The organism is Streptomyces gottesmaniae (assembly GCF_031845845.1).
Lineage (GTDB): Bacteria > Actinomycetota > Actinomycetes > Streptomycetales > Streptomycetaceae > Streptomyces > Streptomyces akebiae.
Genome location: NZ_JAVRFJ010000009.1, coordinates 227,916 through 243,079, shown reverse-complemented (window position 1 = coordinate 243,079; position 15,164 = coordinate 227,916). Strand labels below are relative to the sequence as shown.

At 71.6% G+C, this 15,164-nt stretch carries 13 protein-coding genes; 11 read left to right on the top strand and 2 right to left on the bottom strand.

Going from position 1 to position 15,164, the window contains the following annotated elements; genetic code table 11:
• Nucleotides 1-255 precede the first annotated feature (255 nt).
• From gatC to RM704_RS13265, 10 genes are all read left to right on the top strand, one after another.
• Nucleotides 256-552, top strand: coding sequence for an Asp-tRNA(Asn)/Glu-tRNA(Gln) amidotransferase subunit GatC (gene gatC / locus RM704_RS13310; RefSeq protein ID WP_005480000.1), 297 nt, complete (start codon nucleotides 256-258; stop codon nucleotides 550-552).
• Between the two features lie 7 nt (nucleotides 553-559).
• A complete protein-coding gene (gene gatA, locus RM704_RS13305; RefSeq protein ID WP_033526851.1) occupies nucleotides 560-2,056 on the top strand; it encodes an Asp-tRNA(Asn)/Glu-tRNA(Gln) amidotransferase subunit GatA in 1,497 nt (498 codons plus the stop codon).
• The gene (locus RM704_RS13300; protein ID WP_005479998.1) at nucleotides 2,053-2,295 is read left to right on the top strand and encodes a hypothetical protein; all 243 of its coding nucleotides are present in this window, start codon (nucleotides 2,053-2,055) and stop codon (nucleotides 2,293-2,295) included. Before gatA ends, RM704_RS13300 begins: the two co-directional genes overlap by 4 nt.
• 15 nt (nucleotides 2,296-2,310) lie before the next feature.
• Nucleotides 2,311-3,825: an Asp-tRNA(Asn)/Glu-tRNA(Gln) amidotransferase subunit GatB gene (gene gatB / locus RM704_RS13295; RefSeq protein WP_033526852.1), complete on the top strand. Its 1,515-nt coding sequence runs from the start codon at nucleotides 2,311-2,313 to the stop codon at nucleotides 3,823-3,825.
• A 224-nt stretch (nucleotides 3,826-4,049) separates the two neighbouring features.
• On the top strand, nucleotides 4,050-6,287 hold the full coding sequence (locus RM704_RS13290) for an MMPL family transporter (RefSeq protein WP_033526853.1): 2,238 nt from the start codon (nucleotides 4,050-4,052) through the stop codon (nucleotides 6,285-6,287).
• Entirely contained in the window at nucleotides 6,265-6,840 is a 576-nt protein-coding gene (locus tag RM704_RS13285; protein WP_033526854.1) for a GNAT family N-acetyltransferase, read from the top strand. Before RM704_RS13290 ends, RM704_RS13285 begins: the two co-directional genes overlap by 23 nt.
• A 35-nt stretch (nucleotides 6,841-6,875) precedes the next feature.
• Complete coding sequence (locus RM704_RS13280) at nucleotides 6,876-7,490, top strand: hypothetical protein (RefSeq protein ID WP_033526855.1); 615 nt, start codon at nucleotides 6,876-6,878, stop codon at nucleotides 7,488-7,490.
• Between the two features lie 197 nt (nucleotides 7,491-7,687).
• Nucleotides 7,688-7,903 (top strand): hypothetical protein, encoded by a 216-nt coding sequence (locus RM704_RS13275; protein ID WP_033526856.1) that lies wholly within the window; start codon nucleotides 7,688-7,690, stop codon nucleotides 7,901-7,903.
• Nucleotides 7,904-8,013: 110 nt separating this feature from the next.
• Complete coding sequence (locus tag RM704_RS13270; RefSeq protein WP_033526857.1) at nucleotides 8,014-11,100, top strand: helix-turn-helix transcriptional regulator; 3,087 nt, start codon at nucleotides 8,014-8,016, stop codon at nucleotides 11,098-11,100.
• An 80-nt stretch (nucleotides 11,101-11,180) separates the two neighbouring features.
• Nucleotides 11,181-11,384, top strand: coding sequence for a DUF6191 domain-containing protein (locus tag RM704_RS13265; protein WP_033526858.1), 204 nt, complete (start codon nucleotides 11,181-11,183; stop codon nucleotides 11,382-11,384).
• 8 nt (nucleotides 11,385-11,392) lie between these two features.
• Here the strand turns inward: RM704_RS13265 and RM704_RS13260 are convergent, their stop codons facing one another.
• Together RM704_RS13260 and RM704_RS13255 are read right to left on the bottom strand one after the other, a co-directional pair.
• Nucleotides 11,393-12,559 carry a PQQ-dependent sugar dehydrogenase gene (locus tag RM704_RS13260; RefSeq protein WP_078937077.1) on the bottom strand — a complete coding sequence of 389 codons (1,167 nt, stop codon included), beginning with the start codon at nucleotides 12,557-12,559 and terminating at the stop codon, nucleotides 11,393-11,395.
• A 155-nt stretch (nucleotides 12,560-12,714) separates the two neighbouring features.
• Nucleotides 12,715-13,713, bottom strand: a complete 999-nt coding sequence (locus RM704_RS13255; RefSeq protein ID WP_033526859.1) for an aldo/keto reductase — start codon at nucleotides 13,711-13,713, stop codon at nucleotides 12,715-12,717.
• Between the two features lie 76 nt (nucleotides 13,714-13,789).
• Between RM704_RS13255 and RM704_RS13250 the strand changes: the two genes are divergently transcribed.
• The gene (locus RM704_RS13250) at nucleotides 13,790-14,791 is read left to right on the top strand and encodes a 2-hydroxyacid dehydrogenase (protein ID WP_192829633.1); all 1,002 of its coding nucleotides are present in this window, start codon (nucleotides 13,790-13,792) and stop codon (nucleotides 14,789-14,791) included.
• Nucleotides 14,792-15,164: the final 373 nt, after the last annotated feature.

The window sequence follows — 15,164 nt, the reverse complement described above, 5'->3', positions numbered from 1 at the left end:
CGCCGACAGAATGCGCGCCCCGAACTCCGGGGAGACCGGGTCGGCGCCGTGGCCGAGCCCGCCGACCTCCAGGTAGGGCACGTCCTGGACCCAGTCGTCGGCGTCCCGCATGGCCCACACCCGGGCCACGCGCCCGCACCCGCCCGATTACAGTGCCCCCGAGCCCTGAGGCGCCCGGCCCGGCGGCGCGGCCAACCTCCCGCTCCCCATAGGATTGGCGCCAAACCACACACACTCACCCCAGAGGATCGCTGCATGCCTGGCATCACGCGCGAGGAGGTCGCCCACCTCGCACGGCTGGCGCGTCTGGAGCTGAAGCCCGAAGAACTCGAACACTTCGCGGGCCAGCTGGACGACATCATCGGCGCGGTCGCCCGCGTCAGCGAGGTCGCCGACCAAGATGTTCCGCCGACCTCGCACCCGCTGCCGCTGACGAACGTCATGCGCGCGGACGAGGTCCGTCCGTCGCTCACCCCCGAGCAGGCGCTTTCCGCCGCCCCGGCCCAGGAGCAGCAGCGTTTCAAGGTGCCGCAGATCCTGGGGGAGGACTGATCACGTCATGACCGACAGCATCATCAAGCTCACCGCGGCACAGATCGCCGCGAAGATCGCTTCCGGCGAGCTCACCGCCGTAGAGGTCACCGAGGCCCACCTGGCCCGGATCGAGGCCGTCGACGAGAAGGTGCACGCCTTCCTGCACGTCGACCGCGAGGGCGCTCTCGCGCAGGCCCGCGCCGTCGACGAGAAGAAGGCCAGGGGCGAGCAGCTCGGCCCGCTCGCCGGTGTGCCGCTCGCGCTCAAGGACATCTTCACCACGGTCGGGATTCCCACCACCGTCGGGTCGAAGATCCTGGAGGGCTGGATCCCGCCGTACGACGCCACGCTCACCAAGCGGCTGAAGGACGCGGACGTCGTCATCCTCGGCAAGACCAACATGGACGAGTTCGCCATGGGGTCGTCGACGGAGAACAGCGCGTACGGACCGACGGGCAACCCGTGGGACCTCACCCGCATCCCCGGCGGCTCCGGCGGCGGTTCCTCCGCCTCGCTCGCCTCCTACCAGGCACCCCTCGCCATCGGGACCGACACCGGCGGTTCCATCCGCCAGCCGGCGGCCGTCACCGGCACGGTCGGCGTCAAGCCGACGTACGGGGCCGTGTCGCGGTACGGCATGGTGGCGTTCTCCTCCTCCCTCGACCAGGGCGGGCCCTGCGCCCGTACGGTCCTGGACGCGGCGCTGCTGCACGAGGTGATCGCCGGTCACGACCCGCTCGACTCCACCTCGATCGACGCCCCGGTCCCGCCGGTCGTCGAGGCCGCCCGCAACGGCAGCGTCGCGGGGATGCGCGTCGGTGTCGTCAAGCAGTTCCGCGGTGAGGGCTACCAGGCCGGTGTGGTCCAGCGGTTCGACGAGTCCGTCGAGGTGCTGAAGGAACTGGGCGCCGAGATCGTCGAGCTGGACTGCCCGTCGTTCGACCTGGCCCTGGCCGCGTACTACCTGATCGCGCCGAGCGAGTGTTCGAGCAACCTCGCCCGCTTCGACGGACTGCGTTACGGCCTGCGCACCGGCGACGACGGCACGAACTCCGCCGAGACGGTCACCTCCCTCACCCGTGAGGCGGGCTTCGGCCCCGAGGTGAAGCGCCGCATCATGCTCGGCACGTACGCGCTCAGCTCCGGCTACTACGACGCGTACTACGGCAGCGCCCAGAAGGTCCGTACGCTCATCACACGGGACTTCGAGAAGTCGTTCGAAAAGGTCGACGTCATCGTGTCGCCGACCACGCCCACCACCGCCTTCCCGATCGGCGAGCGCGCCGACGACCCGATGGCGATGTACCTGGCGGACCTCTGCACCATCCCGACCAACCTCGCGGGCAACGCCGCGATGTCCCTGCCCTGCGGCCTCGCGCCGGAGGACGGACTGCCGGTCGGACTGCAGATCATCGCCCCGGCGCTCAAGGACGACCGTCTTTACAAGGTCGGCGCCGCCGTCGAGGCCGCCTTCGTGGAAAAGTGGGGGCACCCGCTTCTCGAGGAGGCTCCGTCGCTGTGAGCAACGCACTGTCCAAGGCCAAGGACTTCCAGAAGTCCAAGTCCGGTACGTACGTGTCCATCGCCACCACCGCCTTCGGCGCGTGGGGCATCGCCAAGCGGATCAAGAAGGCCCGTGTCGAGCAGGACACGCTCCGGCTGATCGACGCGTCCGTGGCCGCCGTCGGCATCGTCACCGGTCTCGCCATCCTGTACCGCGAACTGAAGCGGCTGGGCGACGACGACGTCCTGCTGGGCTGAGAGGGAACCAAGACCGTGACCACCACGACCGACCTGGTGTCGTACGAGGACGCGCTGGCGTCGTACGACCCCGTCATGGGCCTTGAGGTCCATGTCGAACTCGGCACCAAGACCAAGATGTTCTGCGGCTGTTCGACCGAACTCGGTCAGGACGCCAACACGCAGACCTGCCCCACCTGCCTCGGCCTGCCCGGCGCGCTCCCGGTCGTCAACGCGATCGGCGTCGAGTCGGCCATCAAGATCGGCCTCGCGCTGAACTGCGAGATCGCCGAGTGGTGCCGCTTCGCCCGGAAGAACTACTTCTATCCGGACATGCCGAAGAACTTCCAGACCTCCCAGTACGACGAGCCGATCGCCTTCAACGGCTACCTCGACGTACAGCTGGAGGACGGCGAGACCTTCCGCGTGGAGATCGAGCGCGCCCACATGGAGGAGGACACCGGCAAGTCGACGCACGTCGGCGGTGCCACCGGCCGCATCCACGGCGCCTCGCACTCGCTGCTCGACTACAACCGCGCGGGCATCCCGCTCATCGAGATCGTCACCAAGCCGATCGAGGGGGCGGGCGAACGCGCTCCCGAGGTCGCCAAGGCGTACGTCCGTGAGCTCCGCGAGGTCATCAAGGCGCTCGGCGTCTCCGAGGCCCGGATGGAGATGGGCCAGATGCGCTGCGACGTGAACCTGTCGCTGCGCCCGAACGGCACCGAGAAGTTCGGCACGCGTTCGGAGACGAAGAACGTCAACTCGCTGCGGTCCGTCGAGCGCGCCGCCCGCTTCGAGATCCAGCGGCACGCGGCCGTCCTGAGCGGTGGCGGGACGATCATCCAGGAGACCCGGCACTTCCACGAGGACACGGGGTCCACGACCTCCGGCCGCGTGAAGGAGGAGGCCGAGGACTACCGGTACTTCCCCGAGCCGGACCTCGTGCCGGTGGCCCCCTCGCGCGAGTGGGTCGAGGAGCTGCGGGCCGCGCTGCCCGAGCTGCCGCTGGTCCGCCGCAACCGGCTCCGCGAGGAGTGGGGCGTCTCGGCCACCGACATGCAGGCGATCCTCAACGCCGGTGCGCTGGACCTGATCGTCGCCACCATCGAGGCCGGGGCGGACGCCGCCTCCGCCCGCAAGTGGTGGATGGGCGAGCTGGCCCGCAGCGCCAACGAGTCGGGCACGGCGCTGGACGAGCTGGCGATCACGCCGGAGCAGGTCGCGCGGGTGACCGAGCTGGTCTCGAAGGGCGACCTGAACGACAAGCTGGCCCGGCAGGTCATCGAGGGCGTCCTCGCGGGCGAAGGCACCCCGGACGAGGTCGTCGACAAGCGCGGTCTGAAGGTCGTCTCCGACGAGGGCGCCCTGACGACGGCGGTCGAGGAGGCCATCGCGGGCAACCCGGCCATCGCGGACAAGATCCGCGGCGGCAAGGTGGCCGCGGCCGGCGCCCTGGTCGGCGCGGTCATGAAGGCCACGCGCGGTCAGGCGGACGCGGCACGCGTCAAGGAACTGATCCTGGAGAAGCTGGGCGTCAGCGAGGGCTGAACGGTCGGCGGTTCCGTCGCGTATCCCCGAGGGCGGCGCATCACTGCGATGCGCCGCCCTCGGGCGTGCGCAGCCGAGTGACGCGGGGCGACAGAGTGCCGCCGTTTGTCCTGTGAGGTGCCTCCCATCCCATGTGAGGAGACCCTCAAAGGGGCCAAACGATCACATTGTGGTGCAACAGTTGCCAGGAATCGCTCATGCCTCCCCCCTCAGGAGCACGATCCGTGGCAGCCCTCGCGCGCTGGTGTGTCCGGCACCGTCTTGTCGCCGTCCTACTGTGGCTTGTCGCCTTCGCCGGCACGGCCGCCGGCGCCGCCGTCGCGGGAGCCGCGTACTCGAACGACTACAAGACCCCCGGAACCGAGTCCAGCCGTGCCACCGAACTGCTGAGCGAGGGCTTCCCGGGCGTCAGCGGTGACAGCGCCACCGTCGTCTGGCACACGAGCGACGGGACCGCGAGCGTGCGGGCCGCCGCCGTCGAGCAGACGATGACCCGCACCCTGGACGAGATCGCCGACCTGCCCGGCGTCGCCGCGGTGACCGACCCGTACGACGGTGCCGACGGCGGCCGGATCAGCGAGGACGGCCGCACGGCGTACGCCACCGTCACCTTCGACCAGCCGGCCGAGGACGTGGACAAGGCGCAGGCCCAGGCCGTCGTCGACGCGGCGAAGGCCGCCGAGGGCGGCGGGCTCCAGGTGGAGCTGGGCGGCACCTCGATCGGGCTCACCGAGGCCTCCGGCGGGCACCTCGCGGAGATCGTCGGTGTCCTCGTCGCCGCCGTCGTCCTCTTCCTGGCGTTCGGCTCGCTCGCCGCCAGCCTGCTGCCGATCGCGACCGCCCTGGTCAGCGTGGGCACGGCCTACGCGGGGATCACCCTGCTCGGGCACGCCATGACGGTCGCCGACTTCGCGCCCATGCTGGGCACCCTCATCGGCCTCGGCGTCGGCATCGACTACGCGCTGTTCATCGTGACCCGGCACCGCCGGGGGCTGAAGCGGGGCCTGTCCGTGGAGGAGGCCGCGCGGAGCGCCGTCGCGACCACCGGACGGGCCGTGGTCTTCGCCGGCGCCACGGTATGCATAGCCCTGCTGGGCATGCTGATCCTGCGGCTCGGTTTCCTCAACGGCGTCGCGATCGCCGCCTCCCTCACCGTGGTCCTCACCGTCGCCGCCTCCGTGACGCTGCTGCCGGCCCTGCTGTCGTTCATCGGCATGCGCGCCCTCAGCCGCCGCGAGCGTCGCCGTCTCGCCGAGCACGGTCCCGAGCCCGAACTGCCCACGGGCTTCGCCGCCCGCTGGTCCGCCTTCGTCGAGCGGCACCCGAAGAAGCTCGGCGCGCTCGCCCTCGTCGTCATGACCCTGCTGGCCCTGCCCACGCTCGGACTGCGCCTCGGCACCTCCGACCAGGGCAACGACCCGCAGGCGACCACCACCCGCCAGGCCTACGACCTCCTCGCCGACGGCTTCGGGCCCGGGGTGAACGGCCCCCTGACCCTGGTCACCGAGGTCGACGGCGCCGCCGACGAGCTCGCCCTCGACAGCCTCGACACCACGCTCAGGGCCACCGAGGGCGTCTCGGCGGTGACCCCGGTGACGTACAACGCCGGCGGCGACACCGCGTACCTCACCGTCGTACCCGACTCCTCCCCGCAGTCCGCGAAGACCAGCGATCTGGTCGAACGGCTGCGCGACGAGGTGCTGCCGCGCGCCGAGACCGGCACCTCGCTGGATCTGCGTGTCGGCGGGGTGACCGCCGGTTACGACGACTTCGCCGACGTCATCGTCGGCAAGCTCCCGCTGTTCGTCGGCGTCGTCATCGGACTCGGCTGTCTGCTGCTCCTGCTCGCCTTCCGGTCCATCGGGATACCGCTCAAGGCCGCCGCGATGAACGTGGCCGCCGTCGCCGCCGCGTTCGGCGTGGTCGTCGCGATCTTCCAGTGGGGCTGGGGGAGCGAGCTGCTGGGCCTCGGCCGGGCCGGGCCGATCGAGCCCTTCCTCCCCGTGATCATGGTCTCGGTCCTCTTCGGGCTCTCCATGGACTACCAGGTCTTCCTGGTCAGCCGGATGTACGAGGAGTGGCTGGAGACCGGTGACAACCGGCGCGCGGTCCGGGTCGGCCTCGCCGAGACCAGCAGGGTGATCAACTCCGCGGCGGTCATCATGATCTCCGTCTTCCTCGCCTTCGTGCTCAGCGGCGACCGCGTGATCGCCATGTTCGGCATCGCGCTCGCCGCCGCCGTCGCCCTCGACGCCTTCGTCCTGCGCACGCTCCTCGTCCCCGCCCTCATGCACATGCTCGGCGGCGCCAACTGGTGGCTGCCCCGCTGGCTCGACCGGCGCATGCCCCGCATCAGCATCGAACCGCCCGAGACCCGCGCCGCCCATGAGAGGCTCGCGGACGTCGTGGTGGAAGACGTGGAGAAGGAGCGGCCGAAGGATGTACGCGATATCCCTGGGTGACGACGGCGCCGAACTGCGGCCCCTGGAGCCCTGGCACGCCGAGGAGTTCCTCGCCCACCTGGAGCGGGGACGGGACTTCATCAACCAGTACGTCCCCTTCGGCCAGACCGCGACGGACGCCGACGGCGCGCGCGCCGTCCTCCAGCGGTACGCCGACATGCGCGCCGCCGACACCGGCTCCCTGCACGGCATCTGGCTCGACGGCAAGCTCGTCGGCGGGGTCCTCTTCCTCAACTTCGACGCGGAGAGCGCCAACTGCGAGGTCGGCTGCTGGCTGGAGCCCGCCGCCACCGGGCGAGGGCTCGTCACCCGCGCCATGCGGATCCTCATCGACTGGGCCGTCGACGTCCGCGCCGTCCACCGGGTCGAGTGGATCGCGGCCTCGGGCAATACGCCCAGCCTCGACGTGGCACGGCGGCTCGGCATGGTCAGGGACGGTGTGCAGCGCGAGAGATATCCCCACCGGGGTGTGCGGCACGACTTGGAGATATGGTCCGTCCTGGCGCCCGAATGGCGTGCGGCACGTGCTCGCAGCGCTCACAAGGATCGTTAAGAAACCTCTCAGACAACATTCGTACGGTGCGAGGTATGGGAACCAAGACAGTTGACGAGACCGGGGCCGACACGGGCGCCGAGGCCAGGAACGACGACGAGTCGGTGAAGGGCACCGACGTCACCAAGGAGGACGCGGCCCGCGAGGAAGCCGCGACGGAGGCCGGCGACGCGGTCGAGACCGACGGCTCCGACGCCTCCGACGAGGCCGCGCAGTTCGACGAGGAGTTCCCGCCGGCCACCGCGAAGGCGACGCCGGGCGTCGGTCAGGGTGCCGCCGGCATCGTGTCCGTGGTGCTGGGCCTCGTCTCGCTGACCGGAGGCTGGGTCGGCACCGTCGCCTCCGCGCGTGAGGAGATCACCGGGCAGTTGGAGATGCAGGCCGCGACGAACGCGACCGTCGCCACCCAGCTCCAGGCCGTCTACGGCGACGCCTGGCAGGCCTCCGCCCTGTGGGCCGGCGTCTTCGCGCTGGTCGGCCTGATCGTCGGCGTGGCCGTGCTGGTGCGGCCCGCGTTCGGCGACCCCGACCAGGTGCAGCCGCCGTGGATCAAGTCGGTGGCCTGGGCCGGAGTCTCGGTCGGCTTCATCGGGCTGGTGCTGGCCGCCCTGAAGTACTCCGACCTCCTGCTGGCACTGCCGAGCACCTGACGCGCCCCCGCCCGGACAGGGTGGACCAGCGGCTTCTGAGGGGCCTTAGGCCCGTCGTGGGCGTACCTACGACGGACCTAAGGCCCCTCGCGCGTTCAAGATGCGGAACTCTCCCGATGTGGCGCACCCGCCTCGGAGACGAAGGTTGAGGCATCGCACCAAGCGAGCCGAAACCGACTCTTCACGAGGGGTACGAGATGTTCGAGTACGAGCTCCAGCAGATCCGTTCAGCCGAGCTGATCCGTGAGGCGGAGCACTTCCGTCAGGTACGCGAGGCCCGCCGCGCCCGCCGCGCGGCCGCACACGACGCCACGACCGCGACGAGGTCCGCCTCGAAGGATGGGGAACAGGACGCGGAAGGGAGCGTGCCCGGCCATCGCCCGCGTCGGCTCCGCTTCCCGCGCGCCGCGTGACAGGCACCGTCGGCCGAGCCGGTGCGGGGGCCGTCCCGGGGGCGGACGGTCGCCTTCGGGCCGCCCGGGGCCCGCGGATAATCGGTGCCGGAGTGTCCGAGGGCCGTGCGATGCTCGGCCATGTGGAGACCAGGTCCGTCAGTCCGGTGTTCGTGGGTCGTGCCGACGAACTGAAGGTGTTGCGCGAGGCGTTGGCCCGCGCCGATGGAGGCGCCGCACGGGCGGCGGGGAACGGGGGAGACGGAGGCGGCGGCCCCCAGGCGCTGCTGCTCGGCGGTGAGGCCGGGGTCGGCAAGACCCGCCTGGTCGAGGAGTTCACGGGCGAGGCCGCGCGCGGGGGCGCGGTCGTCGCCCTCGGCGGCTGTGTCGAGATCGGCGCCGACGGCCTGCCCTACGCACCCTTCACCACCGCCCTGCGCGGCCTGCGCCGCCGACTGCCCGAGGAACTGGCCGCCGCGGCCGCCGGACAGGAACAAGAACTGGCCCGACTGCTGCCCGAGCTGGGCGAGACCCCGCGCGCACGGCACGACGAGGAGGGCACCGCGCGCCTCTTCGAACTCACCGCCCGCCTGCTGGAACGCCTCGCCGCCGACCGCACGATCGTCCTGGTCCTGGAGGACCTGCACTGGGCCGACGCCTCCACCCGCCACCTCCTCGCCTACCTCCTGCGCACACTGCGCACCGGCCGCCTCGTCGTCCTCGCCACCTACCGCTCCGACGACATCCACCGCCGCCACCCGCTGCGCCCCCTCCTCGCCGAACTCGACCGCCTGCGCACGGTCCGCCGCGTCGAACTGCCCCGCTTCAACCGCGCCGAGGTCGGCCACCAACTCGCCGGCATCCTCGCCACCGAGCCCGCACCGGAGCGCGTGGACGAGATCTTCGACCGCTCCGACGGCAACGCCTTCTTCGTCGAGGAACTCGCCGTCGCCGCCCACGACGGCGGCTGCCCCGGCCTCACCGACTCCCTGCGCGACCTGCTCCTCGTCCGCGTCGAACGGCTCCCCGAGGACGCCCAGCGGATCGCCCGCATCGTCGCCGAGGGCGGCTCCACCGTGGAGTACGCCCTGCTCGCCGCAGTGGCCCGGCTCCCCGAGGACGACCTCATCGAGGCTCTGCGGGCCGCCGTCGGCGCCAACATCCTGCTCGCCGCCCCGGGCGACGACGGCTACCGCTTCCGCCACTCCCTGGTCCGCGAGGCCGTCAGCGACGACCTGCTGCCCGGCGAACGCTCCCGCCTCAACCGCCGCTACGCCGAGGCCCTGGAGGCCGACCCGGCCCTCGTCCCCACCGACGGCCGCGCCACCCGCCTGGCCAGCTACTGGTACCACGCCCACGACGCCGCCAAGGCGCTGCCCGCCGTCCTCGACGCCTCGGCCGAGGCCCGCTCCCGGCACGCCCACGCCGAGCAACTACGCCTCCTGGAGCGGGCGATGGAGCTGTGGGACGCCGCCCCCGAGCCCGTACGCGCCTCCCTCCGCCCCGTCGACTACACCGAGGTCTATCCTCCCTGCGGCTGCGACCCGGCCACCACCCCGCTGCGCTACCTCGACCTCATGGCCGAGGCCGCCGTCGCCGGACGACTGTGCGGAGAGCGGGAACGGGCCATGCGGATCACCCGGCGCGCACTCGACCTGCTCGCGGACGGGGGCGACCCGCTGCGCACCGCCTGGTTCTGGGTCCAGCGCTCCATGCTGACCGAGGGGCTCGCCCGGGGCGACGGCTGGAAGGAACTCGCCACCGCCCAGGACCTCGTACGCGGACTGCCGCCCTCCGAGGTGCACGCCGAGGTGCTCTCCCGGGTGGCCGGCTGGTCCATGCTCCACGCCCCCGGCCCCGACGCACTCTCCGACGCCCAGCGCGCCGTCGACTACGCCCGCATGGTGGGAGCCGAGGACATCGAACTCAACGCCCGCCTCACCCTCGGCGGCCTCATGGTCGACGCCGGTGACGTCGAGACGGGCATCGCGGTCATGGAGGAGGTCCGCCGCCGCGCCCTCGAACGCGGCCCCGCCACTGTCGTCGGCCGCTCCTATGTGAACCTCCCGTCCTGTCTGGAGGGCATCGGACGTTCCCAGGACGCCGTGCGCCTGCTCAAGGAGGGCATCGACGTCACCCGACGCCGGGGCCTGTTGGAGTCCGAGGCCTGGGTGTGGGGCAACCTCGCCGAGTCCCTGCTCTCCCTGGGCCGCTGGGACGAAGCCCTGGAAGCGGTGCGCAAGGCCCAGAACGTCGTCTCCAGCCACAAGCCCCGAGGCCTCAGCACCCTCATCCACGCCTCCATCGCCCTCGCCCGCGGCGACATCGCCGAGGCCCGCGGCCAACTGGCCGCCGCCCGCGGCCATTACGGCCACCACAACCCCATGCCGCAGAACGACCTGCCGCTCTCCTTCCTCTCCCTCGGCATCGCCGCCGCCGAGGGCCGCCTCACGGACGCCCGCGCGGAACTGGCCCGCGTCTTCGACACCGGCTTCTCCGTCGGCACCCAGCGCTACGCCTGGCCCCTGCTGCTCACCGCCGCCGCCGCCGAGGCCGACGCCCGGGCCCTGCCGGCCGCCGGACCCGGCCGCGCCGAGGTCCTCGACCGGATCCACACCGTGGTCAAGAAGCTCACCACCGGCTCACCGATCTGGCTCGCCCACGAATGCTGGGTGCGTGCCGAACTCCAGCGTGCCGCGGGCCGGACGGCCCCGGACGTCTGGTCCGACGTCGTCACCGCCTTCGAGCCCCTGGAACGGCCCTACGACCTCGCCCGCGTCCGGCACCGCCACGCCGAGGCCCTGCTGGCCGACAGCACCGGCGAGGAGGCCCGGGACCGAGCCACGGAACTGCTGCGGCTGGCCGCCGCCGTCGCCGACCACCTCGGCGCCCGCCCCCTCGCCGACGAGGTCACCCTCCTCGCCCGCCGAGCCCGCCTCACCCTGAGCCGTGCCCCCGAGCCGGCTCTCACGCCCGCCGATCCCGTGGCCGCGCTCGGCCTCACCGACCGGGAGGACGACGTCCTCCGCCTGGTCGCCGCAGGCCGCACCAACCGCCAGATCGCCGAGGAGCTCTTCATCTCCCCCAAGACGGCGAGCGTCCACGTCTCCAACATCCTCGCCAAGCTCGGCGTCTCCAGCCGGGGCGAGGCGGCGGCGGTGGCCCATCGTGTGGGACTGGCTCCGGCAGGGGCCGGAGAACGGCTGGCGGCGGGATGATGGTGGGGAGGCCACCGAGGCTCCGCTGTTCGACCGGGACCGACCGCCCGCCGCCTCGTGGCCCTGGGGGAGGGAACACAGTGTTCAACGCTTTCGAGGAACTGTTCGCACCTGGCCGCAAGCACACCCGTGACGAGGAGAACCGGCTGGCACTGACCCGCGAGGACGTCGGGGACAACGATCCGGGACGCGGACCGATAGACCTCGCGTCCGGGAAGGTCGTCGTACGCCCGCCCGAGCCCGTGCAGAAAGAGGCCGAGTCCGCCACGGCGGCCGACGAGTAGGGGGAGGCCTACGTCACCTCCAGCTCCAGGATCTTGTCGTCGCCCTCCTCCGGGGAACCCCGGCCGTCCGTCTCGCTGGTCACCAGCCAGAGCTTGTCGTCGCCGGCGGCGACGACCGTGCGCAGTCGGCCGTAGTCGCCCTCCAGGAAGGCCTGGGGGTCGGCGGCGGTCTCGGTGCCGTCGAGGGGGACGCGCCACAGACGCTGGCCGCGCAGGCCCGCCATCCAGACCGAGCCCTCCGCGATGGCGATCCCGCTCGGGGAGGCCTCCTCCGTGCTCCACACGGCCACCGGGTCGACATAGCCGGCCTCGCCGCCCTCGCCCTCGACCTCCGGCCAGCCGTAGTTCCCGCCGGGGCGGATGTGGTTCAGCTCGTCCCAGGTGTTCTGGCCGAACTCCGAGGCCCACAGGCGCTGTTCGGGGTCCCAGGCGAGCCCCTGGACGTTGCGGTGGCCGTACGAGTAGACGACGGAGTCGTCGAAGGGGTTGCCCGGAGCGGGCTGTCCCTCAGGGGTCATACGGAGGATCTTGCCTCCGAGGGAGTCCTTGTCCTGGGCCAGCGGGCCCTCGTACCGCTCGCCCGTGCTCGCGTACAGCATCCGGTCGGGGCCGAAGGCGAGCCGGCCGCCGTTGTGGTTGGTGCCCTTGGGGATGCCCCGGAGGATGGTGTCGGGGGCGCCGAGCTGTTCGCCGGCCGGCTTCTCGGGGTCGTACAGCATCCGCACGATCCGGTTGTCGGACTCCGAGGTGAAGTACGCGTAGATCATGTGGTCCGAGGCGTACTCGGGGGAGACGGCGATGCCCATGAGGCCGCCCTCGCCCGCCGGGGCGACGCCGGGGACCTCGCCGAGCTCGATCCTCTTGCCGGACTTCTCGTCGATTCTGCTGATCGTGGCCTCGTCACGGGAGGAGACGAGGAGGCCGCCCTCGGGAAGGGGCGCGAGGCCCCAGGGGCTGTCGAGGTCCTCGGCGACGGTGCGGACCACCTTCACCGAGCCCTTCGCCGGGGGCGCCTCGTCCGCCGCCCGATCGGGCGGGGACGACCCCGTACTGCTGCTGCTCGGGGACGGGCTGCCGGCCGCGTCCGTCCTCTCTCCGTCGTCGGAGGAGCAGCCGGTCGTCACCAGAAGCACGGCTGCGGCCAACGCGGCCGTCACCACTCGACGTTGCACCATCACGATCCCTTCGGCGTGGAGCTTCTACTTGTCTTACACCGCGAGTGCCCCACAAGTTCCACCTCCGCCCGAACCAGCGGATCTTTCGCCCGATGCCGATGCCGATGCCGATGCCACGCCCCAGGCGGGCCTCAGTCCCGCAGTCCCTCAGTCCCTCAGTCCCAGGATCCCCGCGCGGGCGGAAGGCCCGCCACCTCGGCCAGGTCCTCCGGCGTCAGGCGCAGCGCGTGGGCGGCGGCGTTCTCCGTCACCCACCGTGCCTGCTTCGTACCCGGCACCGGGACCACGTGTGGGCCGAGCGACAGGATCCAGGCGAGGGCGACCTGGGCCGGGGTCACCGTCGCCCCGTGGCGGGCCGCGACCCGGCGCAGACCGACGACGAGGGGTTGGTTGGCCGCCATCATCTCGGCGGTGAAACGGGGATGGCGGGCACGGAGGTCGTCCCGCTCGAAGCCTCCGCCGGGTGTCAGGGTGCCGGTGAGGAAACCGTTCCCCAGAGGCATGGCGGCGAGGAAACCTATGCCACGGGCCACGCACCAGGGGAGGAGGGCGTCCAGGGCCTCCCGCGACCAGACCGACAACTCCGCCTGCACCGCGCTCACCGGGAAGATCTGCTGGACCCGCTGGAGCTGGCGCAGGGTGGTGTCGTGCACACCCGCTCCCGGCCGCCGGCCCGCCCGCGCGCCCACCGCGCACAGGCCCAACGCCCGCACCTTCCCGGCCTGGACGAGTTCCGCCATCGCGCCCCACGTCTCCTCCACGGGGACCTCGGGGTCCGCCCGATGGAGCTGGTAGAGGTCGATGACATCGGTCTGCAGCCGACGCAGCGAGGCGTCACAGGCACGTTTCACATAGCCGGGGCGGCCGTTGGCCACGATGTGCTGTTCGCCGACCAGCAGGCCCACCTTGGTGGAGACGAAGGCCTCCGCGCGGCGCTCCCTCAGTACCCGGCCCACCAGCAGCTCATTGGTGAAGGGGCCGTACATGTCGGCCGTGTCCAGCAGCGTGACGCCGAGGTCGAGGGCCCGGTGCACCGTCCGCATCGACTCGTCGCCCCGTTGCCGCGACCCGGTGTACGCCCAGCTCATCGGCATGCACCCGAGTCCTACGGCCCCCACCTCGAGCGTCGCCGCGCCGATCGTCCTGCGCTCCACCTGGTCGTGACCCTCCCTCTCCCGAACCCCCAACCTAACCTCTGCCGTAGCGGGTACCTGACATAGCCTCCGGAGCATGACTGCTGACGCGACTGCCGACCCGATGCCGGACGTGAACGCCGACGTGTGGCTCCCCATCCCGCCGGACGAGATCGAGGGGCTCCCGCAGGGCCCCAACTACCTCTTCTGGGACGGGGGCGAGGACGGCACGCAGCCGTATCCGGGCGACCCGGCCGACTGCGTCCTGTACGTGGTCCCCTACATGAAGCGCAAGGCGGTGGCGGCCAACCCGCTGGCGTCCATGCGGAACCTGCGGGTCGTCCAGACGCTCACGGCGGGGGTCGACGACATCACGGCCCGGCTGTCGGCGGTCGCGCCCGGTGTCCAGCTGTGCAACGCCCGCGGAGTGCACGAGGCCAGCACCGCCGAACTCGCGCTCACCCTGACCCTCGCCTCGCTGCGTGGTGTCCCCGACTTCGTGCGGGCCCAGCAACAGGAGCGCTGGCAGGGCGACTTCCGCCCCGCGCTCGCCGACAGGACCGTGCTGATCGTCGGTTACGGCGCGATCGGCGCCGCCATCGAGGACCGGCTCGTACCCTTCGAGGTGGCGCGGGTGGCGCGCGTCGCGCGCTCTGAGCGCACCACGGCGCGCGGACCGGTGCATTCGTTCACCGAACTGCCCTCCCTGCTGCCGCAGGCGGATGTCGTGATCCTGTCCACGCCTCTCACGGAACAGACGAAAGGCCTGGTCAACGCCGATTTCCTGGCCCGTATGAAGAACGGGGCCCTCTTGGTGAATGTTGCCCGCGGAGGCGTCGTCGACACCAAGGCACTGCTGGCGGAACTGGACAACGGCCGCATCACCGCGGCGCTCGACGTCACCGACCCCGAGCCGCTGCCGCCGGGGCACCCGCTCTGGCGCGCGCCGGGGGTGCTCATCAGCCCGCACGTCGGCGGCCCCACCTCGGCCTTCCTGCCGCGTGCCAAAAGGCTGTTGGTGGACCAGTTGGGGCGTTTCGTGAACCGGGAGCCCTTGCGCAACGTGGTCCTTACGACAGGCGAGACGGACGACGCGTAATCCACTTCGGGCACCCTCCGCATTCCTTCGGAAGCGGAACGTGCTCGTGTGGCCGCAGGTGGTCACTGAGCGTAGAGGAACTATGTCCCTGAGTGACGAGACTGGTGTATCGTCCCCGACAGGGGCTGCGCCGCGCACCGTTCGGCGCCGGGGACGGACTTGAGACAGCGAGGGGGGCGACGGGCGATGCACTGCCTATGGACGAACGATCCGACGCGGCGGAGCCGGCGACTGCGGCCCTGGCGAGCTGCGACGCGGAGGCACCCGCACGGGAGCCACGGCGGACGCGGCGGTCACGGTCAGTACCGCAGGCACGGCAGCCGCAGAAAGCACACCCACCCGACGCGGCGGGACCAGCGGGACACGGGAGCGG

Coding starts and splice junctions, on each gene's coding strand:
- RM704_RS13260 (WP_078937077.1), bottom strand. CDS start 12,559: ATGGTGCAACGTCGAGTGGTGACGGCCGCGTTGGCCGCAGCCGTGCTT.
- gatC (WP_005480000.1), top strand. CDS start 256: ATGCCTGGCATCACGCGCGAGGAGGTCGCCCACCTCGCACGGCTGGCG.
- gatA (WP_033526851.1), top strand. CDS start 560: ATGACCGACAGCATCATCAAGCTCACCGCGGCACAGATCGCCGCGAAG.
- RM704_RS13280 (WP_033526855.1), top strand. CDS start 6,876: ATGGGAACCAAGACAGTTGACGAGACCGGGGCCGACACGGGCGCCGAG.
- RM704_RS13250 (WP_192829633.1), top strand. CDS start 13,790: ATGACTGCTGACGCGACTGCCGACCCGATGCCGGACGTGAACGCCGAC.
- RM704_RS13285 (WP_033526854.1), top strand. CDS start 6,265: ATGTACGCGATATCCCTGGGTGACGACGGCGCCGAACTGCGGCCCCTG.
- RM704_RS13270 (WP_033526857.1), top strand. CDS start 8,014: ATGCTCGGCCATGTGGAGACCAGGTCCGTCAGTCCGGTGTTCGTGGGT.
- RM704_RS13275 (WP_033526856.1), top strand. CDS start 7,688: ATGTTCGAGTACGAGCTCCAGCAGATCCGTTCAGCCGAGCTGATCCGT.